General features: G+C 42.8%; 18 protein-coding genes and 1 pseudogene. 10 read left to right on the top strand and 9 right to left on the bottom strand.

The window, feature by feature from the left end; translation table 11 throughout:
- The first annotated feature begins 195 nt into the window (after positions 1–195).
- Positions 196–1,158 carry a pca operon transcription factor PcaQ gene (gene pcaQ / locus C0J08_RS19005; protein WP_212653465.1) on the top strand — a complete coding sequence of 321 codons (963 nt, stop codon included), beginning with the start codon at positions 196–198 and terminating at the stop codon, positions 1,156–1,158.
- A gap of 70 nt (positions 1,159–1,228) precedes the next feature.
- Here the strand turns inward: pcaQ and aroQ are convergent, their stop codons facing one another.
- The 4 genes from aroQ to C0J08_RS19025 all read right to left on the bottom strand — a co-directional run bounded on the left by aroQ (position 1,229) and on the right by C0J08_RS19025 (position 4,456).
- On the bottom strand, positions 1,229–1,681 hold the full coding sequence (gene aroQ, locus C0J08_RS19010; protein WP_212653466.1) for a type II 3-dehydroquinate dehydratase: 453 nt from the start codon (positions 1,679–1,681) through the stop codon (positions 1,229–1,231).
- Positions 1,682–1,738: 57 nt separating this feature from the next.
- Entirely contained in the window at positions 1,739–2,671 is a 933-nt protein-coding gene (locus C0J08_RS19015; RefSeq protein WP_212653467.1) for an AEC family transporter, read from the bottom strand.
- Positions 2,672–2,757: 86 nt separating this feature from the next.
- Positions 2,758–3,465 (bottom strand): GntR family transcriptional regulator, encoded by a 708-nt coding sequence (locus C0J08_RS19020; protein WP_212653468.1) that lies wholly within the window; start codon positions 3,463–3,465, stop codon positions 2,758–2,760.
- Positions 3,466–3,601: 136 nt separating this feature from the next.
- The gene (locus C0J08_RS19025; RefSeq protein ID WP_212653469.1) at positions 3,602–4,456 is read right to left on the bottom strand and encodes a shikimate dehydrogenase family protein; all 855 of its coding nucleotides are present in this window, start codon (positions 4,454–4,456) and stop codon (positions 3,602–3,604) included.
- Between the two features lie 491 nt (positions 4,457–4,947).
- Between C0J08_RS19025 and C0J08_RS19030 the strand changes: the two genes are divergently transcribed.
- The 3 genes from C0J08_RS19030 (at position 4,948) to C0J08_RS19040 (ending at position 8,318) form a co-directional block, all read left to right on the top strand.
- A complete protein-coding gene (locus C0J08_RS19030; protein ID WP_212653470.1) occupies positions 4,948–6,162 on the top strand; it encodes a LysR family transcriptional regulator in 1,215 nt (404 codons plus the stop codon).
- Positions 6,163–6,313: 151 nt separating this feature from the next.
- Positions 6,314–7,261, top strand: coding sequence for a Gfo/Idh/MocA family oxidoreductase (locus tag C0J08_RS19035; protein ID WP_212653471.1), 948 nt, complete (start codon positions 6,314–6,316; stop codon positions 7,259–7,261).
- Between the two features lie 76 nt (positions 7,262–7,337).
- Complete coding sequence (locus C0J08_RS19040) at positions 7,338–8,318, top strand: aldo/keto reductase (RefSeq protein ID WP_212653472.1); 981 nt, start codon at positions 7,338–7,340, stop codon at positions 8,316–8,318.
- Between the two features lie 90 nt (positions 8,319–8,408).
- Here the strand turns inward: C0J08_RS19040 and oadA are convergent, their stop codons facing one another.
- Positions 8,409–10,217, bottom strand: coding sequence for a sodium-extruding oxaloacetate decarboxylase subunit alpha (gene oadA, locus C0J08_RS19045; protein ID WP_212653473.1), 1,809 nt, complete (start codon positions 10,215–10,217; stop codon positions 8,409–8,411).
- A 17-nt stretch (positions 10,218–10,234) separates the two neighbouring features.
- Positions 10,235–11,650, bottom strand: a complete 1,416-nt coding sequence (locus C0J08_RS19050) for an acetyl-CoA carboxylase biotin carboxylase subunit (RefSeq protein WP_212653474.1) — start codon at positions 11,648–11,650, stop codon at positions 10,235–10,237.
- A 172-nt stretch (positions 11,651–11,822) separates the two neighbouring features.
- Here C0J08_RS19050 and C0J08_RS19055 point away from each other — a divergent pair, with 172 nt between their 5' ends.
- The 6 genes and pseudogenes from C0J08_RS19055 to C0J08_RS19075 all read left to right on the top strand — a co-directional run bounded on the left by C0J08_RS19055 (position 11,823) and on the right by C0J08_RS19075 (position 17,639).
- Positions 11,823–12,785 carry a LysR family transcriptional regulator gene (locus C0J08_RS19055; protein ID WP_212653475.1) on the top strand — a complete coding sequence of 321 codons (963 nt, stop codon included), beginning with the start codon at positions 11,823–11,825 and terminating at the stop codon, positions 12,783–12,785.
- Between the two features lie 246 nt (positions 12,786–13,031).
- The gene (locus tag C0J08_RS19060) at positions 13,032–14,336 is read left to right on the top strand and encodes a methyl-accepting chemotaxis protein (protein ID WP_212653476.1); all 1,305 of its coding nucleotides are present in this window, start codon (positions 13,032–13,034) and stop codon (positions 14,334–14,336) included.
- Positions 14,337–14,482: 146 nt separating this feature from the next.
- Positions 14,483–15,784 carry a methyl-accepting chemotaxis protein gene (locus tag C0J08_RS19065; RefSeq protein ID WP_212653477.1) on the top strand — a complete coding sequence of 434 codons (1,302 nt, stop codon included), beginning with the start codon at positions 14,483–14,485 and terminating at the stop codon, positions 15,782–15,784.
- 217 nt (positions 15,785–16,001) lie between these two features.
- Positions 16,002–16,769, top strand: a pseudogene (locus C0J08_RS22930) (MCP four helix bundle domain-containing protein); the annotation flags it as partial.
- Positions 16,767–17,471: a methyl-accepting chemotaxis protein gene (locus C0J08_RS22935; protein WP_502711635.1), complete on the top strand. Its 705-nt coding sequence runs from the start codon at positions 16,767–16,769 to the stop codon at positions 17,469–17,471. The pseudogene C0J08_RS22930 and the gene C0J08_RS22935, both read left to right, overlap by 3 nt.
- A 6-nt stretch (positions 17,472–17,477) precedes the next feature.
- On the top strand, positions 17,478–17,639 hold the full coding sequence (locus tag C0J08_RS19075; RefSeq protein ID WP_212653479.1) for a hypothetical protein: 162 nt from the start codon (positions 17,478–17,480) through the stop codon (positions 17,637–17,639).
- A gap of 85 nt (positions 17,640–17,724) precedes the next feature.
- On the opposite strand, the gene C0J08_RS19080 is transcribed toward C0J08_RS19075, so the two are convergent.
- Genes C0J08_RS19080 through C0J08_RS19090 form a run of 3 tightly spaced genes read right to left on the bottom strand, consistent with a single transcriptional unit; the run spans position 17,725 to position 19,854 of the window.
- On the bottom strand, positions 17,725–18,573 hold the full coding sequence (locus tag C0J08_RS19080) for a class III extradiol dioxygenase family protein (RefSeq protein WP_212653480.1): 849 nt from the start codon (positions 18,571–18,573) through the stop codon (positions 17,725–17,727).
- A complete protein-coding gene (locus tag C0J08_RS19085) occupies positions 18,573–18,935 on the bottom strand; it encodes a protocatechuate 4,5-dioxygenase subunit alpha (RefSeq protein ID WP_212653481.1) in 363 nt (120 codons plus the stop codon). The genes C0J08_RS19080 and C0J08_RS19085 overlap by 1 nt, the downstream gene beginning before the upstream one ends.
- 46 nt (positions 18,936–18,981) lie before the next feature.
- Positions 18,982–19,854, bottom strand: a complete 873-nt coding sequence (locus tag C0J08_RS19090) for an amidohydrolase family protein (RefSeq protein WP_212653482.1) — start codon at positions 19,852–19,854, stop codon at positions 18,982–18,984.
- Positions 19,855–19,900: the final 46 nt, after the last annotated feature.

A 19,900-nucleotide genomic window follows, 5' to 3' on the forward strand; every position in this document is an offset into this window, starting at 1 on the left:
AAGAATGAAATAAAGCACCAAAAATATATCGAAAAAGGAATACATAGAATCTTTTCAAAACTCAAAGATAAGAGTGTAATATTAGAAAATCATTTCCTTTTTAGCGCTCTTCTAAGCCTGAATCCTTCGTGTTTCTTTAATAAGTGGCAGCTGAACGACAACGAAAACCAGACGTGTACGATGGGACACTTTTTTATGTTAGAAAACCGTATTAAATATCGTCACCTACAATGTTTTTTAGAAGTCACCCGCCAAGGTAGCGTTGTTCGTGCTGCCGATGTATTAGCACTCACCCAACCCGCGGTTTCAAAAAAACTCAAAGAACTCGAAGACATTCTGGGCGTTAGACTATTAGAGCGTAGTAAAAAAGGTGTTGAACTGACGCCATTTGGTAACGTCTTTTTGGAACATGCCAGCACCAGTGTCGCCGCTTTACGAGAAGGTGCGGAACGGGTCGCTCAAGCTCAACAAAAAGGTGTCAGCCATATTAGTATTGGCGTATTGCCCACGGTGGCCACGAGTATTTTGCCAGAGTCGGTAAAGCGCTTTCGCACTGGGGGAATTGATGTACGCCTACATTTAGTCTCTGGACCAAATGCCCTGCTAATGAGTCAACTGCGTGTCGGCGAATTGGATTTAGTCGTCGGTCGTTTAGGGATTCCCGAAGCCATGTCTGGGCTGTCATTCCAGCATTTATACTCTGAACAAGTCGCCTTTACCGTTCGCCCTAATCACCCTTTACTGACGAAAGAAAACTTTCAGATCAATGACATTGCCAACTACACCATCCTCTATCCACCCAAAGGCTCTATTACAGCCCCTTATGTTGATCGTTTCTTATTATCCCAAGGGGTTGGCAATCTATCAGATAGAATCGATACAGTTTCCGACTCATTTGGCAAAGAGTTTATTCGTAATAACGATGCGGTGTGGATTATTTCGCGCGGCGTCGTCGCACGAGAGATTGCGGATGGTGAATTGGATGAACTACCTATCGATACTAAAGAAACACTTGGCGCAGTGGGCCTAACCACTCGAGCAGATTCAGTTCCCTCCATGGCACTAAAACTCTTTATGAGTGCCGTTCGAGATACGGCACAAACCTTAGACACTTATTACAAGCCCCTTGACCATCACAAAGGAGATCCAGCGATTTAAGACTTACAAGGCTCGCAACAATCTTACACACGAACCGTCGCAGAAAAGGTATTGCAAGCGTAATCCATGTTTAACCTTTGAGTTTATGCACCAACCCCTGAATCGCCAAAACATAACCTTGCACTCCCATACCAACAACAATGCCCGCCGCGGCAGGTGAGATATAAGAATGATGACGGAAAGCTTCGCGAGCGTGAACATTAGAAATATGAATTTCTATCACTGGCACATCAGCCCCCTTTATCGCATCATGTAGTGCAACAGAGGTATGAGTGTAAGCACCTGGATTAAAGACCAAACCTAACACTTCACCCGCTTTTATACGACGCCCTGCTTCATGAATTAGATCAATCAACACACCTTCATGGTTAGATTGATGACATTCCACCTCATGACCTAAAGACGCGGCAGCATCACGACACATAACCTCAACATCCGCCAGCGTCTCATAACCGTAAGTCGCAGGCTCACGAGTCCCCAGTAAATTTAAGTTTGGCCCGTTCAATACCATGATGGTAGACATAATAATTTCTCCTATAAAACAGTTTAAATATTCAATTAACCTTATACCGCTATGCCATCACACAAAGAAGTGCAGCAAAATACTCAAGGAAAAAAACGACAAAACGGTAGTAATTAGCAAAGTACTCGCACAAAAACTCCGAGCACCGTATTCCCCACAAACAATGGGATAAGAACTGAACATGGATACCGAAGCAAAAATCACCACAGCAGTTTTTAATTCATCAGACATGTTAGGAGTCAGTATTAAACATAAAGCGACGATAACCGGAAATAAAACCAACTTACCAAATGCCACCAGCAATATAGGCGCCCATTGACCTTTAATCGTCACGCCAACCAGAGATCCGCCAATCACAATCAATGCCGCGGACGACGCTCCTGCGGCCAGTAAATCAAAGCCTTTGGACATAAAACTCGGCAGACTCAATTCAAACAATGAAAACAACAAGACAGCAGCCAAAGTTATCAATAATGGATTTGTCGAAATTCGTTTTAACACGACCCTAAATAGGTTTTTATCGTGACTTTCACTCTTTCCCAACATGGTTTCGATGAAGATCAAACAGAGCGGAAATAAAATTATATTTTCGACCATTAGTGACATTACAAAAGCCTGCGTCAAAGAATGATCGAAAAACTGCAACACAATAGGAAAGCCGATGAAGGCGCTGTTTGACATGGTCGCTCCGACACCTCTAACACCAGCATCGACCAAATCACTTTTCAATAATCGCCAGCTAAGCAATACCGTAATTGAAAAAGTACCTAATCCTCCCGCAGCATACACAGCAATATAATCAAACTGTAGGACTTCGTGGAGAGCCATATTGGAGAGCTTAATAAAAATTAGTGCAGGTAGAGCAAGGTATAAAACAAAACGACTTAGGCTTGGAATGATCTCTTGAGGCACAAAAGAAAATCGAACACTCAGAAAGCCGATGAGAATCAGAAAAAAAATCGGGGCGATCGTGCTGATTATAGTTTCCACGCCACCCTCCCAGCAGAGTTATCTAGAATAGATTGGCATGGAGTCCCTGTGCGTTTCATTTGGCAGAAAATCCTAAATAATAAATGTTAAGCGATGACTTTAGATTCCATGGCTAATACGGCTGTCTCCGAATCAGGCAAGCTTAAACCTTTTTGGATATGCGAATCTAAAATAGCGAGTACAGATTCCAGGTCATCTGCAAGCAGATGTTTGAGCAATTCTTGGTGCTCTTCTACTGAGGCTTGTCCGCGAAATGGACGGCGATGTAAAGCCAACACTTGATAACGCATGTAAAGCTCAATCACCGAAGCATGATAGCGAATCAGCTGCTGAGAACCACAATGCGACACCATGGTCATATGAAAATCTCGATCCGCCTTTTCCCATGCCTGTACATGACTGACTTCATCTTCCATCATCATTTTTTCAACACAGTTCAAACGGAAGTGCGCACTGATCAACGCCGATTTCCATTCAATCTGCCCATCTTTATTTGCCATGGATTTACGCACAGCGGACAGTTCTAACATCTGCCTGAGCTCTAATAACTCATGTAAATCTGAGGTAGAAACGGGCTTTACTGAAAAGCCTTTTTGATCAACAAATAAAACAAAACCATCAGACACGAGACGCATCAAGGTTTCACGCAGGGTATTCACACTGGCACTATAACGGATTCGTAGAGCGTTTAACTTTAGTTTTTCGCCTGGTGAAAGTGTTCCTGTCACAATATCGGAACGCAGCTGTTCATAGACAGATTGCCCAACCAGTTTACGATCATCGGAGTTCATCATAGAGAATTCTTAGAGCCTTTCTTTTTCTTATAAGACATCAGCACTATAACATGAGCGAAGGCGATCTAATGTATAGCCAAATAAAAAGACGCCCTAAGACGCCTTTTCGTCATTTATTTTATAGAGCTAACCATTTTTAGATCAATGAACTGACAACATTGTATTTTTCACGAAACTGATCCCACACTGGCTTCACATCGGTAACCTTTTGCCCGGTAAAAATCTCAAAAGCATCGATACCTTGATAAAAAAACAAGTCAAAGCCTGAGACAATTTGTAGACCCTTTTTATTCGCTTCCACCAAAAACTCTGTATCCATTGGAGTATAAACAGCATCAAATGCCCATTTTTGACCTTGAATCAGTTCCGCAGACAATGGCATACCTGGGCTTTTCAAATGACCAACAGGAGTACAATTTACCAATCCATCCGCTTCAGCAGCGGCTGTCGCGACATCTTCTTTAGCAATAACACGGGCTTTATAGCCAGCCGCATTAATTGCATCAACGAGAGAACGTGCGCTGTGCTCATTCAAATCGGTAACCAATAGTTCGGTTGCCCCCACTTCAAACAAGGCAAAACCAATAGCTCGACCAACGCCACCCGCACCAACCATCAGAACCTTACCTGCCGGCACTTCCCCCACTCGCCCCTTATAACCACGAATAAATCCAGTATAATCCGTATTGAAAGCGCAAACTTTGCCGTCCTTTAGTAACAAGGTATTACTGGCTCCCACCTTCTTCACAGCATCGTTCACTTCATCCGCACTATCGATAGCAACCTGTTTATAAGGAAAAGTGACATTCGTACCGACAAACCCTAAAGCACGAATTTCAGCAAGCTTGGCGTTAAAGGACTCTGCAGTCTCGTCTTCAGGCACCTGTAACTGGTAATCCACAGGCAGCTGATTCAGTTCACCCAACATCATATGTAAAGAAGGGGATCGAGAAGCAGCAATAGCCTGACCAATTAAACCTAAATGTAACATTGTAGTTGTCTCCAACGTATTCCAAAAAAGAATGTCATAACGTTAATAATTAAGTAATAAAAGATAAGAAACGCCATCACTGGCAAGATTTCAATGCTTCGATATATAGGTTTTCTAAGACAGCGTCCCTTGTTAAATCATATCGAAAGAATACGCGTCACACATACAAAAACGCTTCTTCTATCTTTGATAAAAGAAGCGTATAACAAAACTCGCACTTTGTTGTATGACAATTTGACATGTATTTTGATTGAAAAAATTATATCAGTATTGGAAAGTTTAATAAGCAGTGAATACCAAAACAAACGAATCCTATACAAGCCGAGCTATCACGGTCTCTCACTATAAAAAAAATAGAATACACGATCTCACTATTTCTTAAATAAACACAGAAATATAGTCCACATACAGAAAAGGCTGACAATTAATCCTTCAACTTGATTTCTTTGGTATTCACTTTTGATATAGTTTATAAAAAAACAGGAGGTCTTATGGAGATATCAATTCCCAACTTACGGCATCTGCGCGTATTCCTTGCGGTCGCAGAGCTAAAAAGTATCACCCGAGCTTCTGAAAGTATCTTTTTATCTCAGCCTGCTATCACCCAAGCGATTGCCAAACTCGAGAGTTTATTAGGCGCATCACTCTTTGAACGCCATTCTGATGGCATGTACCCCACCCAATCGGGTGAAGTCTGGCAAAAGCGTGTTAGTCGTGCCATCGACCACATTCAAACGGCCACACAAGACGTTGTAAAAGACACGACTCAAAAAGAACGCTCACCCAAAAACCTCATTGCCTTAATTAGTACAACACAATTAAGAGCGTTAATAGCGGTCAGCGAAGCGCAAAACTTCAGTATTGCGAGCCGAAATTTAGCTGTCTCACAGTCTTCTGTACATCGAGCTGCGCGAGACTTAGAGCGCTTACTTGGCGTGGTGTTATTTGAAAAAAACAGCCTTGGAACCAGTGCGACCAAAGCCGCGCAAACGTTGGCGAAAGCAACCAAATTGGCTTTCAGTGAATTACGTCAAGGTATTTACGAGATCAATGCCCTGCAATTCAAAGATGTCAGTACCATCACCATTGGCAGCATGCCTTTGGCGCGTATGACCATTCTGCCCAAATCCATTTTGCAGTTTAACGAGCGCCACCCTGATGTGAATATTAATGTCACAGAAGGCCCTTATGCTGACTTACTTCATCACCTACGCCAAGGCGACATTGATATTATCTTAGGCGCTCTACGTTATCCGACACCTGCAGATGATGTGATTCAAGAAGAGTTGTGGTCACCACCATTATCCATAGTGGCTCGCAAAGGCCACCCTTTGATCAATCAAAATAACATTAGCGCTGAAGACCTAACACAGTTTGCTTGGGTGGTTCCCGCCAAAGGAACACCAACAAGACAAGCTTTCGAAGACATTTTCAAAGACGCCAATATTGCCTTACCAACACGATTAGTTGAGTCCAGTTCGCAGATACTCATCCGTGAACTGTTAATTGAAAGTGATCGTTTAACTTTGATTTCAGCCAACCAAGTAGAGCGGGAAATTAATATTGAATTACTCAATGTCATCAACTTTCCGTTGGAACATACCCGTCGCCCAATTGGCGTATGTGTGCGAAAAAGCTGGCTTCCGACAGTAACACAGTCACATTTTCTTAGTTTATTAAGAGATATTTCTGAGCGTTTCAGGTGAGATACCCAAAGACATCATTGCAAAAAATGAATAGCTTATGCGGTTTATGGATTATCCCCACTAGATGTCGAATGTTAGATTTGTTAACAAGATAAAACCCAAATTTCGTTTAACAATAACGACAAGAGATTTAAAAAATAGGAGCAGACTAATGAGAATTTGTATCGCTGGCGCATCTGGCGCTTTCGGCATGAAACACATGGACGCCATTGCGGCGATCGAAGGTGCAGAAGTCGTTTCTGTCGTTGGCACAAAAATCGACGCTATTAAAGCTTTCGCTGAAGAGCGCGGTGTTCCTCACTACACCACTGACCTAGCAGAAAGCCTTGCTCGCGACGATGTTGATGCCGTCATCCTAGCAACACCCACTCAGATGCATGCGGCACAAACCATTCAATGTCTTGAAGCTGGCAAACATGTGATGTCTGAAATCCCAATGGCAGACAATATTGAAGATGCTCGTAAAGTAGTGGAAGTTAAGAAGAAAACAGGTCTTGTTGCTATGGCCGGCCACACTCGTCGTTTCAACCCTTCCCATCAGTGGATTCACAACAAGATTCAGGCTGGTGAATTAAACGTTCAACAAATGGACGTACAAACTTACTTCTTCCGTCGTTCAAACAAAAATGCTCTAGGCAAAGCCCGCTCTTGGACAGACCATCTACTTTGGCACCATGCTTGCCACACTGTGGATTTATTCCAATATCAAACAGGTGAAACAGCGACTAAAGTACAAGGCCTTCAAGGCCCAATTCATCCAGAACTTGGCATTGCCATGGACATGAGTATTGGCATGAAAGTACCAAACGGGGCAATTTGTACCCTGTCTTTGTCATTCAATAACGACGGCCCATTCGGCACATTCTTCCGTTATATTTGTGACAATGGCACTTATATCGCCCGTTATGACGACCTATTTGATGGCAACGAAAATAAAATCGACCTTTCCGGTGTCGCTGTTTCAAATAACGGCATCGAACTACAAGATCGTGAATTTATTGCTGCTATCCAAGAAGGCCGTGCACCCAATGCTTGTGTGACACAGGCGATAGAAGCGATGGAAACATTACATCGTCTTGAAGAATGCCTAGAAGCCTAAGTCACAATGTTCTAAAGTGACTCAACAACACGCAAATAGGGAGCTTCGGCTCCCTGTTTTTATGAAGGATATTGTTATGTCAAAACACCCACACCTAGCAAACCCCAATATCGGTTTAGGCTGCATGAACCTCTCTCATGCTTATGGCTCTCCCGTAGCAGAAGAGCAAGCGATCAAAGCACTTCATCAAGCCTTCGAAATGGGTTACCGTCATTTTGATACGGCCACACTATACGGCGGTGGTAAAAATGAGCTATTAGTTGGCAAGGCACTGAAAGACCGCCGAAATGAATTCTTCCTCGCCAGTAAATGCGGTATGGCAATGGTAGACGGCAAAAAAGAGATCAATGGCCGACCAGAGAACATTCGCCAACAATGTGAAGACAGTCTAAAACGCCTACAAACAGACCACATCGATTTATATTATTTGCATCGCCGCGACTTCAATGTGCCAATCGAAGAAACTGTTGGCGCATTAGGAGATCTAGTAAAAGAAGGCAAGATCGGCGCGGTAGGTTTGTCAGAAGTCTCGGCTGATACATTAACCCGTGCCCATAACGAATTTCCAATTACAGCCATTCAATCCGAATATTCTTTATGGACACGTAATCCTGAAATTGCCGTGCTAGAAGCCTGTAAACAACTCGGTATTACCTTTGTTGCTTTTAGCCCATTAGCACGTGGGTTCTTAACCGGCACCTTAAAAGACGTTGCCGATTTAGAAACCAAAGATATTCGTAACAACATGCCACGCTTCAATGCCGAGCATTATCCAAATAACCTTGCCCTGTTAAACGACTACTTTGCCCTTGCCAAAGACATTGGCTGCACCCCATCGCAACTGGCTTTGGCTTGGCTGACAGCAAAAGATGAAAACATTGTCCCTATCCCAGGTACTCGCTCGGTTAATCATATGAAAGACAATTTTGAAGCCGCGCAGTTAAAATTGGATACTAAACAAGTAAGTTTGTTGGATGAAATGATTAATCAACATAATGTCCATGGCCCACGCTATACAGAAGCACAACAAGCAGAAATAGACACTGAAGAATTCTAACGTCAAATAGAAAAGCCCTTTTACTATTACGTCCAGTAAAAGGGCTTTTGTTGTTTAAACGTCGTTCTTCAATATTACTCGCCGTTGGGCTTAGACAATCTCAATCAGCATTTCACCCGGTGTGACTCGATCGCCTTTTTTCACATAAACGCCTTTTACCGTACCTGCCACATTGGCATGCACTTCGGTTTCCATCTTCATGGCTTCTGTCACCAACACAGCTTGACCAGCAGTGACTGTATCTCCTTCTTGAACCAAGACATCAATGATATTACCCGGCATTGCCGCACTAACGTGGCCAGGCTCTGAAGCTCGAGTACGGCCAGCGCCACCTTCCGCAACGTATTCGTTCAGAGATTCAAAAACCACTTCTTCTGGCATACCGTCTAAAGACAAGTACAACTTACGTTTACCTACACCAAAATCACCAACCCCCGTGATTTCCACGTTATAGACTTCTCCGTGTACGTCGATCTTAAACTCGGTCGCCAAGCCACCCGCCGCCGCACCTTGGCCTGCTTGCTCTGGTGGTAACAAGACCTCTGGAACCAAGTTTCCATCGGCACGCTGTTGTAAAAACTCACGACCTAACTCAGGAAACATAGCAAAAGTCAGTACATCTTCTTCTGATGTAGCCAATTCACCAATTTCATTACGCAACTTATAAAGCTCTGGTGATAAAGAATCGGCTGGGCGAGCATCGTTAACCGACTCATTGCCAACCGCCTTTTTCTGTACCTCGGCATTCACAGCAGCAGGCGGCTGACCATATCCACCTAATAAATAACGCTTTACTTCATTGGTGATGGTTTTATAGCGCTGACCCGCCAATACGTTATAAACCGCTTGAGTCCCCACAATTTGTGATGTTGGGGTCACCAATGGAGGGTAACCGAGATCGGCGCGCACACGAGGAATTTCGTCAAATACCTCTCGGATCTTGTCTAAAGCATTTTGTTCTTTCAGCTGATTTGCCAAATTCGACATCATGCCGCCCGGTACTTGGTTGATTTGTACCGACACATCTTCACGCGTAAACTCACTTTCGAATTGATGGTATTTTTTACGCACTTCTCGAAAGTAATCAGCAATCTCAGACAACAAGGCCAAATCCAGTCCAGTATCATAGTCCGTATCTTTTAAAGCTGCGACCTGTGACTCGGTAGCAGGATGACTCGTACCGCTAGCAAATGATGAAACCGCTGTATCAATACGGTCTGCCCCCGCTTCAATGGCTTTCAGCTGACACAAAGGCGCCAAACCAGACGTTGAGTGACTATGAACCACCAGTGGCAAATCGACTGCCTCTTTAATCGCTTTAACCAGATCAAATGTGGCGTACGGAGTTAATAGACCCGCCATATCTTTAATGGCAATAGAATCCGCGCCCATGGCTTGCATGGCTTTGGCTTGCTCAACAAACAAAGCTGGCGTATGTACTGGGCTAGTCGTATAACAAATCGTGCCTTGCGCATGTTTACCGGCTTTTTTCACCGCTTTCATCGCGGTTTCAATATTGCGCAGATCATTGAGGGCATCAAAAACACGGAACACGTCGATGCCGTTGTCCGCCGCTTTTTGCACAAAGGCTTCCACCACGTCATCAGCATAATGACGATAACCGAGAAGGTTCTGACCACGCAGCAGCATTTGTAAACGAGTATTTGGCAAAGCCGCACGCAATTGACGTAGACGCTCCCAAGGGTCTTCTTTTAAAAAGCGTACGCACGCATCAAATGTCGCCCCGCCCCACACTTCCAGAGACCAAAAGCCCACTTGGTCGAGTTTCTCACAAATTGGTAGCATATCCTCTGTGCGCATACGCGTTGCAATAAGTGATTGGTGAGCATCACGCAAGGTAACATCTGTCACTTCTATTTTTTGCTTAACTTGACTCATTTTCTTCCTCCTGCGGATTATCGACCAACATGCGCGGCAATGGCTGCGGCAAGTACGAGTGCTATATCACTTGGATCACGTTTAACGGAATAATTTAATAATTCAGGGTGCGCTGGAACAAACCCAGTGTTGAATTCCCCCTTAATAAAATCTGGGTGTTTAAGGATTTGCTGATAATAATTGGCGGTGGTTTTAATGCCATGCAAACGCATATCATCAATGGCACGGCGACCACGCGCAACCATCTCATCCCATGTCAACGCCCACACCACTAGCTTCAAACACATGGAGTCAAAATAAGGAGGAATGTCATAACCTGTATAAATTGCGGTATCAACACGAACCCCTGGGCCACCCGGTGCATAGTAGTGAGTGATACGACCAAAACTCGGTAAGAAATCGTTTTTCGGATCTTCCGCATTGATACGGAATTGCATCGCATAACCACGGTAGCCGATGTCTTCTTGGCGGAAACTAAGAGGTAAGCCAGCAGCAATACGCAATTGCTCCCGGACAATATCAACACCGGTAATTTGCTCGGTAATCGTGTGCTCTACCTGAACCCGTGTATTCATTTCCATGAAATAGACTTCATTGCCAGACAACAAGAACTCCACCGTGCCGGCATTGACATAACCAACCGCTTTGGCCGCCCTTACCGCAAGATCACAAATATATTGGCGTTGCTCTGGAGTCAGTTGAGGGCTTGGAGCAATTTCGATCAGCTTTTGGTTGCGGCGCTGAATCGAGCAGTCACGTTCATACAAATGAATCGCACTACCCTGAGAATCCGCCAATACTTGGACTTCAATATGGCAAGGATCGACAATGCATTTTTCTAAAAATACTTCCGCAGAACCAAAAGCCTTGGTCGCTTCCGAGATCACCCTAGGATATTGAGACGTTAATTCTTCTGGGGTATCACAACGGCGAATGCCACGACCACCACCGCCAGAAGTCGCCTTAATCATTACAGGGTAACCAATTTCTCCTGCTAAAGTTAAAGCCTCATCAAGATTCTCTAAGTTACCTTCTGAGCCTGGTGTCACCGGAATTCCAGCAGCACGCATGCTGTCACGCGCCTGTGTTTTATCCCCCATTTTATGAATGACAGATGAGTGAGGCCCAATAAAAGCGACACCTTTTTGTTCACACAATTCAGCAAAATGCGCATTTTCAGACAAAAATCCATAACCGGGATGAATCGCATCACAACCCGTTTCTATGGCTAAGTTCACTAGACGCAAAGGGTCTAAATAACCGGCAAGTGGATCATCGCCTAACGAATAAGACTCGTCTGCACGTTTAACATGTAGAGCATATCGATCCGGTTCCGTAAATATCGCAACAGAGCGAATCCCAGCCTCTGAGCAAGCGCGAATGATACGAACCGCAATCTCGCCTCGGTTTGCAATCAACACTTTTTTTAACATGAGTCACTCCTTTCTTATTAAAAGAAACCTATTCACGAGGTGACGAGTACAGCCGCCGTGTAAATGTCTCTGAATATTCAGACTACTCAAAGATTAACCAAAGTAAAAATTGATATTACGACAATTATGTATAAGGTATACGTGATGGATAGAAGATGAGAAAACAAAAACAATGCCTCAAAACGTTCATAACTTAATCAATCGACTCACGTTTAGACAATTACAAGTATTTAAAAGTGTCTATGAGTTAAATAGTTACAGCCGAGCTGGAGACATGCTTGGATTAAGCCAACCAGCCGTCAGCAATCAAGTACGACAGCTTGAGCAAACTCTTGAGCAACCTTTATTTGAATATGTCGGCCGTCAACTTTACAGCACGGCAACAGCCAAACGATTGGCCGAATGCATACAATCCATGTTTGAAGAGATTCAACATTTTCAACACGATTTATCAGCCGAAACAGGACTGATTGCAGGAGAACTAAATTTGGTCGCAGTAAGTACGGCGCAGTATGTTGTGCCGTACTTACTGCGAGCTTATACCAATCTACATCCTAACGTGACGATAAATGTGAAAGTCATGAACCGTGCTGCTGCGATTGAACGACTGAATGAAAACCACGATGAATTAGCCATCATGGGGATGGTGCCAAATGATAAACCCATGTTTAGTATTCCATTTCTCAATAATGAATTAATTGCTGTCGCTCCTCGTGAGCATCCACTGCTAAGCTTAGAAGACGTTACATTAAGCGCCTTTTTAGAAAACAATTTATTGTTGCGAGAAACGGGATCTGGAAGCCGCCTAGCACTAGAACTACACTGTCAAAAACAACGTATTCGCTTACAGCCAGAAATGGAAATTGGTTCAAATGACGCCATAAAACATGCTGTGATTGCAGGACTTGGTGTAGCCGTTTTACCTAAGCTAGGCATTCTTTCTGAACTGACTCTTGGCGCTTTAGTTGAGGTTCCAATCAAAGACTTTCCTCTACGTCGCTCTTGGTGCTTAATACACCCTCAAGGCCATCATCCAACTCCAGCGATGCAATCTTTTATTGATTATATCCAACAAAATATTGGCCAATTTGAAGTCATGTTTTCTCGCATGTCCGAAGCACAACCTACCAATTAGATAACTTACCTATCTAATTGGTAGAGCTTCTTTCCCATTATTTCTTGTTCAAAAAACACCTTTCACTGACAAAGTATTACCTTGATCTCATGATCTGTTAACAAACTTCACACGTATATGACATTTAGCATACATCAAATCCAAATATTGCAGTGTAAAATTCGTACAGTTCTGTAGGAATAAGCCTACATATAACAAGGAGGATGCATTAGCAACATTGAAAATATACTTCAACGAGGAACTGCCATGTTTTTTAGTAAACGAAATAAAGTCACCGAAGAGACCATTCCTCAGAGTGAAGATGGAGCGTTAATAAAAGCAATGGAAAAGTCTTGCGCCACCATTAGCTTCCTACCAGATGGCACAATATTAAGTGCCAATACACTATTCCTAAATACAGTCGGCTATTCACTAGAAGAGATTCAAGGCAAAAAACATACTTTATTTTGCCCTAAACAAGTTACGGAAAGTTCGGATTACAAACACTTTTGGGCTGACTTAGCGGCTGGAAAAAGTAAACAAGGCACTTTTTTACGCAAGCACAAAGAGGGTTCAGATCTTTGGCTGGAAGCTACCTATTTCCCCGTCGAAATCAATGGCTCTATTGAAAAGGTAATTAAAATTGCTTCCGATGTGACCAAAGCAAAGCTCATAGCAGACAGCCAGCTTGCTGTTTACAACTCTATCGATCGCTCATCGGCCACCATTGAGTTTACTCCTGATGGCACAATCATTACTGCCAATCAAAACTTTTTAAATACGATGGGCTATCAGTCCACTAAAGAAATCATAGGGCAACACCATAGAAAATTTTGTCCAAAAGAGTTTTATGAAAAACACCCGAATTTTTGGGCTGAGTTAGCGAGTGGTGAATTCAAAACAGGACAATTTGAACGTATCAGCAAACAAGGCAAAACCGTTTGGTTAGAAGCTAGCTACAACCCTATTTTTGATCAATTTGGTCACGTTGTTAAGATACTTAAAGTGGCTTCAGACATCACAGAACGCGTGAATATTCAGCTTGCGATTCAAAATGCCGCTGAAGTGGCTCACTCAACCTCGGTAGAAACGGCTCAAGTTTCTGAAAATGGCGCAGAGATTCTACGTCGTACCGTCGAAACATCAGACAAAATCGTAACCGATGTAGAAGTTTCTACAGGGCTTGTTGAACAGCTAAACTATCAGTCAGAAAGCATCGCAAAAATCGTCTCTACCATTGGATCTATTGCTGACCAAACCAACCTCCTAGCCCTCAATGCTGCCATAGAAGCCGCGCGTGCTGGTGAAAATGGTCGAGGATTTGCGGTCGTCGCTGATGAGGTAAGAACCCTCGCGGCAAGAACGAGCAAATCCACCGTCGAAATTGAAGATATGGTGAAACAAAATAGCGACTTAACTCGCCAAGCGAAAAACAGCATGACCAAAGTCAGCGAGCGCTCAAGTGAAAACGCACAATTAATTAATGAGGCGTCGGGTATCATTGATGAAATATTGAAAGGTGCAAAACACGTTTCAAGTACAGTGAACGAATTACTTAATACAGAAAAATAGCGACCTTTTCTCTGTCTAAAATAACTAATTATTACACTTTAGGACACTTTTACTACAGCAATACAAACGAGTAGCACTTAAAGTGATCTAAGTAGTTAATTCCTTTGCAAGTGCTAAAAGAATCAAAATTTAGGGAGAATGCCCAGATGTTTTTCAGCAATAAGCAAGCCGTAACAAAACCCGTTAAATCTATCGATAATGCAACTGTAGAGGCGATGAATAAGTTTTGTGCGACCATCAGCTTTTCTCCCGATGGCACAGTACTGGAAGCAAATTCTCTTTTTCTTAATGCTGTCGGTTATTCTCTAGAAGAAGTTAAAGGACAAAAACATGCCTTATTCTGTCCTAGCCAAGTAACGTCTAGCCCTGACTATAAAAATTTTTGGCCCGACCTAGCGGCCGGAAAAAGCAAAGAGGGTACTTTTCTTCGCAAACACAAAGATGGTTCAGAAATTTGGCTGGAAGCCACCTATTTTCCTGTTGAAATTGATGGCAATGTTGCAAAAGTAATTAAAATTGCTTCTGATGTCACTAGAGACAAGTTAATAGCTGACAGCCAGCTAGCGGTTTACAGTGCCATTGATCGTTCATCGGCCACCATTGAATTCACCCCCGATGGCACAGTTATTACGGCTAATAATAACTTTTTAAATGCAATGGGTTACCAGTCCAGCAAAGAAATTATCGGCCAACCGCATCGTAAATTTTGTACAAATGAATTTTATGAAGAAAACCCAAACTTTTGGAGTGAACTAGCAAATGGCGATTTCAAAACTGGGCAGTTTGAGCGCATCAGTAAACAAGGTCAGACGGTTTGGTTAGAAGCCAGCTATAATCCTATTTTTGACCAATTTGGCAAAGTCACCAAAGTGCTTAAAGTGGCCTCCGACATTACTGAGCGCGTTAACGCTCAACTAGCGATTCAACATGCAGCCGAAGTGGCTCACTCAACCTCAGTGGAAACCGCCCAAGTCTCTGAAAATGGTGCTGAGATCTTACGTCGCACGGTCGAAACTTCAGATAAAATTGTTGTCGATGTAGAAGTGTCTACCGACCTAATTGAACAACTAAATCACCAGTCTGAAAGTATCGCTAAAATAGTTACGACTATTGGCTCCATTGCTGACCAAACCAACTTACTGGCTCTTAATGCCGCCATTGAGGCTGCACGAGCCGGAGAACATGGCCGTGGCTTTGCCGTCGTAGCCGATGAGGTCAGGACTCTGGCGTCTCGCACCAGTAAATCGACAATAGAAATCGAAGAAATGGTTGCACAAAATAGTCACTTAACCCGACAGGCCAAAACCAGTATGAGCAAAGTGAGTGAGCAATCTACCGAGAACGCACAACTCATCGTTGAAGCCTCTGGAATCATTGACGAAATTCTAAAAGGTGCAGTACACGTTTCGAATACCGTCAACAAACTATTGAATATTGAGAAAAGCTAACCATACATACTAACCTTCCTTTAAAGACCCTAGACAATAATCGAAGGGTCTTCTACCACGTTAAATATAAAGTTCGGTATTCCTAAATAGCAATTTACGGCATTGATGTGTCCTAACTATGATGCAGATATAGTTTTTGAATTAGCTACCTCCCTAAATAACTAAGACAATGAATCTCATTCAATTCATAGCATGTTATGCGTTCAAGGAGGGCATTATGTTAAAATCACTATCAATAAGCCAAGCGATAAAAAGTACCTTTTCCATACTGTTTATTTCTACTTTAGCCTGTGGGATGTATCTCATGGTGGCAATAGATGATGTAAAACAACAACTTGGAACAGTCGTCAATAGAAATGTAAACTTATTGTCCGCCGTTTCTGATCTTCGTTTTTATACGGTTTCTTACCGCCGTTTTGCCTTAGATTATGGCTTAACCGAAGATAAATCCGAACACAAAAAAATCCTACAAACGATTGATTTCAACAATAAAAAAGTGGCCGCAACACAAAAAACAATGGCCACCCTCAGCGATACTGCGGAATTAAATAGTTTCGTCAAAGCATACAATACAAAAATTCAAAGTTACCGAAAAATGCAAGAAAACTATATCGACTTAATTAATCAAGGCGATATAGAACAAGCCCGTAATACTATGTTAGGTCCGATGCTCGCGCCATTTAATGACATTGTGGATTCTCTTACTGAGTTTCAAAATTATTTGAAACAAGATGCCATAAATATAAAAGAAACCGAATCTAACACCATCCAAAATCTTATTTATACAACCTCTGCACTTGGTGTTGTTTTACTCACTTTCTTAATTTTTTCAGCGATCATCATTACCCGTAAAGTCACAATACCACTCGCATTATTAAGTAAACAAATGACAAAAGTAGCCAAAGGTGACCTTAGTGTAGAGCTGAATATGCAATCGTTTAGCCGTGACGAAATTGGCGACGCGGCGCACACCTTTGCCAATATGCAAAGCGACTTAACTCACCTTGTGGAAAAAATAATAGACAGCGTTAAAACACTGGATAACACCTCACTATCCTTTAATGAGCGCTTATCTGAGACTGCAAAAAACTTAGATATTCAACAACACGAAATAGAACAGACAGCCTCTGCCACAACGCAAATGCAAGCAGGATTAGAATTGGTCGTTGGTAACATAAATCAAGCATCAAATGATGCGAACATTGCGAAAAATGAAGCAAGTAATACTTATCAATCGGTTAATGCCGCGATAAAACAGTCAACACAGTTAGCCGAATCTATTACAGAAGCTGTGGCTGTCATAGACAAACTACGCCAAGAAAGTCAGGCCATTAACAATGTCTCGGAGGTCATCTCGAACATAGCAGACCAAACTAACTTGCTTGCATTGAATGCGGCAATTGAAGCCGCCAGAGCAGGAGAATCAGGTCGTGGTTTTGCCGTTGTGGCCGATGAAGTAAGACAGCTAGCACAAAAGACTCAAACGTCTATTAGCCAGATAAATGAAACGATCCAAACCCTACAAAACAATGCCGAAATTGCAGGGACGGTAATGGAAAACACTCATCAGCAAATGCAAGCTGACATTGAAAAAACCATTGCGGCCGGTAACTCGATTGAAAACATACTGAATGCCACCAACCAAATTGCGGACATGAATGCCCAAACCGCGGTAGCATCAGAATAACAAAATATGGCGGCGCTTTCATTAAACCAAAGTATCGCCAACATTCACTTAGCCGCAAAAAGTATTAACGATAACGCTCAGCTCGCTAAGCAAGCTTCTAAAGAGCTTAGCAATGAAAGCCAACATTTAAGCCTGTTGGCCAGCCATTTCATACTCAAAACTCACTAACCCTTTTCAAAAAAAATCCGCTATCTAGTTTTCTAGATAGCGGATACATTTTTCAAATACATTTTTATTCAAAAACGAAAATATATTATTTCGGCATTTCATGCTCAAGCAATAAAAGACCAGCACCAGTGTTGGAAATTGGTGCATGATAATTACGATGCAACTCAGTCACTTTTCCGCGTAATGCACCACGCATCGCAATCCACATGTTCAGCTCAACTGTTTGCGCGCCGCCCATTTTAACCAAATCCAAATTGGAATATTTCGTTAATTCTTCAGGGTCCGTTACCAGTTTGTCCATACACTCAAGGTCAAACTTACGATTAAGCGTGCCTGCCGCTTCTCCATCTAGCTGGTGAGATAGACCACCTGTACCAAAAATAGCCACCGTCATATCTGAATCGTAAGATTCAATCGCTTTACCAATTGCTTGTCCTAATGCGTAGCAGCGTTTTGGTTGTGGCATTGGGTGTTGCTCACAGTTAATGCAAACCGGAATAACTTTTACATGACCGTAATCATTACCTGGCCACATCAAGCTAAGGGGCACTGTCAAACCATGATCGACTTTCATTTCTTGGCAAATGGTCATATCAAAACCATCTTCAACTAGGCTATTCGCAATATGCCAAGACAACTCTGACTCTCCAGTCACTGGTGGAATAGTGGCAATTCCCCAGCCTTCATCTGAGTTGTGATACTCATCCGCAACACCAATAGCAAAGGTAGGCTTTTTATCAATAAAAAACTCCAGACCATGATCGTTATAGAACAACACAATCACATCTGGTTTCTTTTCATTTAACCATTTACGGACTGGAGGATAACCGTCAAAAAATGGCTTCCAGTAAGGCGTTTCTTCCGCTTTATTTGCCATTGCATTAGCAATCGCAGGAATGTGTGAGGTCGTTACTGCACCAATAATATTCGCCATTATTCTTCTCCTGCGCCACGTCTAACCAACATGGCTTTGAAATCCTCAAGACTCATACCCGTTTGAATCGCACCGATATCTTGCATATTTAATTTAAGCAATCCAGCAAACTTCGCCACGTAATAAATACTGCCACCTTGCTGCAATAAGCCAATGATATCGCGCTCTTGAATCGCTTTAATCTGCGCGTCCGTTAAGCCAAATTTAGCGCAATAAGCGTCTGGGTCTTTGTTAAACTCATCACGAGCCGATTGCTCATTGAAGGAATAACACATTTTATTCAGCCCATAGCCTTTCTTTGCCATTTTTCCGTTGAACAAATAAGTTCCCGGAATAGGTTGAGTCGGATCGTTTGCTGTCATGACTAATACCCTTTAATTTTTATTGATTCGCCATACGGTTAACTTACTATGACCAATATAGGCGCATTGGATTATCCACCAACAAAGCCTGTTGTAGCTCTGATGTTGGGGCAATATGAGGAATCACATCCACTAGATGTCCATCATTTGGCGCTTCAACTTTCATATTCGGGTGTGGCCAATCCGTCCCCCATAACACTCGATCAGAGAACTTTTCTACCAAGGTACGAGCAAAAGGATAAACATCTGAATAGTCAGGCGCATGCTGAGTTAAACGCTCTGGGCAGCTGACCTTACACCACACATTATCATTATCGGCCATGAAGTTAACAAAACGTTGGAAGTCCGGGTGATCAACACCATTGGCTACGTTTGGCGTTCCCATGTGGTCCACAACTATCGTGGTATTCAATTCTTTCAAGAAGGGGATCAAATCTTCTAGATCCGCCGCTTCAAAATACACCACAATGTGCCAACCGAAAGGACGAATCTTCTCTGCAATTGAGAAAAACACTTCTCTTGGTGTGCTATCGACAAGGCGTTTTACAAAATTAAAGCGCACTCCGCGAACACCCGCCGCATGCATTTTTTCTAGCTCTTCATGGGTGATCGAGTCATCAACAAATGCCACGCCACGAGCCAGATCTCCAGCGGTTTCCAGAGCATCGATCAGAGCCGAGTTATCGGTACTGTGACAAGAGGCCTGAACAATAACATTGCGAGCAAAACCTAGATGGTCACGTAAGGCAAACAACTGCTCTTTAGAAGCATCACAAGGCGTGTACTTACGTTTTGGATGATAAGGAAATTTATCAGCAGGTCCAAAAACGTGGCAGTGCGCATCGACGGCGCCCGCGGGTGCCTTGAAGTTCGGCTTACTTGGGTTTGGGTGAAATGGAATATAATCTTTGTCCATCATGTTCAAATACCTGTCTTATTATTCGTTCTAATGAACCTGTCTATTT

The organism is Marinomonas sp. CT5 (genome assembly GCF_018336975.1).
In the GTDB taxonomy this organism is placed as follows: domain Bacteria; phylum Pseudomonadota; class Gammaproteobacteria; order Pseudomonadales; family Marinomonadaceae; genus Marinomonas.

Excerpts from the sequence above, each read along its gene's own strand:
- pcaQ (WP_212653465.1), top strand. The coding sequence starts at position 196 with ATGTTAGAAAACCGTATTAAATATCGTCACCTACAATGTTTTTTAGAA.
- aroQ (WP_212653466.1), bottom strand. The coding sequence starts at position 1,681 with ATGTCTACCATCATGGTATTGAACGGGCCAAACTTAAATTTACTGGGG.
- C0J08_RS19020 (WP_212653468.1), bottom strand. The coding sequence starts at position 3,465 with ATGATGAACTCCGATGATCGTAAACTGGTTGGGCAATCTGTCTATGAA.
- C0J08_RS19025 (WP_212653469.1), bottom strand. The coding sequence starts at position 4,456 with ATGTTACATTTAGGTTTAATTGGTCAGGCTATTGCTGCTTCTCGATCC.
- C0J08_RS19030 (WP_212653470.1), top strand. The coding sequence starts at position 4,948 with ATGGAGATATCAATTCCCAACTTACGGCATCTGCGCGTATTCCTTGCG.
- C0J08_RS19035 (WP_212653471.1), top strand. The coding sequence starts at position 6,314 with ATGAGAATTTGTATCGCTGGCGCATCTGGCGCTTTCGGCATGAAACAC.
- C0J08_RS19040 (WP_212653472.1), top strand. The coding sequence starts at position 7,338 with ATGTCAAAACACCCACACCTAGCAAACCCCAATATCGGTTTAGGCTGC.
- oadA (WP_212653473.1), bottom strand. The coding sequence starts at position 10,217 with ATGAGTCAAGTTAAGCAAAAAATAGAAGTGACAGATGTTACCTTGCGT.
- C0J08_RS19050 (WP_212653474.1), bottom strand. The coding sequence starts at position 11,650 with ATGTTAAAAAAAGTGTTGATTGCAAACCGAGGCGAGATTGCGGTTCGT.
- C0J08_RS19055 (WP_212653475.1), top strand. The coding sequence starts at position 11,823 with ATGCCTCAAAACGTTCATAACTTAATCAATCGACTCACGTTTAGACAA.
- C0J08_RS19060 (WP_212653476.1), top strand. The coding sequence starts at position 13,032 with ATGTTTTTTAGTAAACGAAATAAAGTCACCGAAGAGACCATTCCTCAG.
- C0J08_RS19065 (WP_212653477.1), top strand. The coding sequence starts at position 14,483 with ATGTTTTTCAGCAATAAGCAAGCCGTAACAAAACCCGTTAAATCTATC.
- C0J08_RS22935 (WP_502711635.1), top strand. The coding sequence starts at position 16,767 with ATGCAAAGCGACTTAACTCACCTTGTGGAAAAAATAATAGACAGCGTT.
- C0J08_RS19075 (WP_212653479.1), top strand. The coding sequence starts at position 17,478 with ATGGCGGCGCTTTCATTAAACCAAAGTATCGCCAACATTCACTTAGCC.
- C0J08_RS19080 (WP_212653480.1), bottom strand. The coding sequence starts at position 18,573 with ATGGCGAATATTATTGGTGCAGTAACGACCTCACACATTCCTGCGATT.
- C0J08_RS19085 (WP_212653481.1), bottom strand. The coding sequence starts at position 18,935 with ATGACAGCAAACGATCCGACTCAACCTATTCCGGGAACTTATTTGTTC.
- C0J08_RS19090 (WP_212653482.1), bottom strand. The coding sequence starts at position 19,854 with ATGATGGACAAAGATTATATTCCATTTCACCCAAACCCAAGTAAGCCG.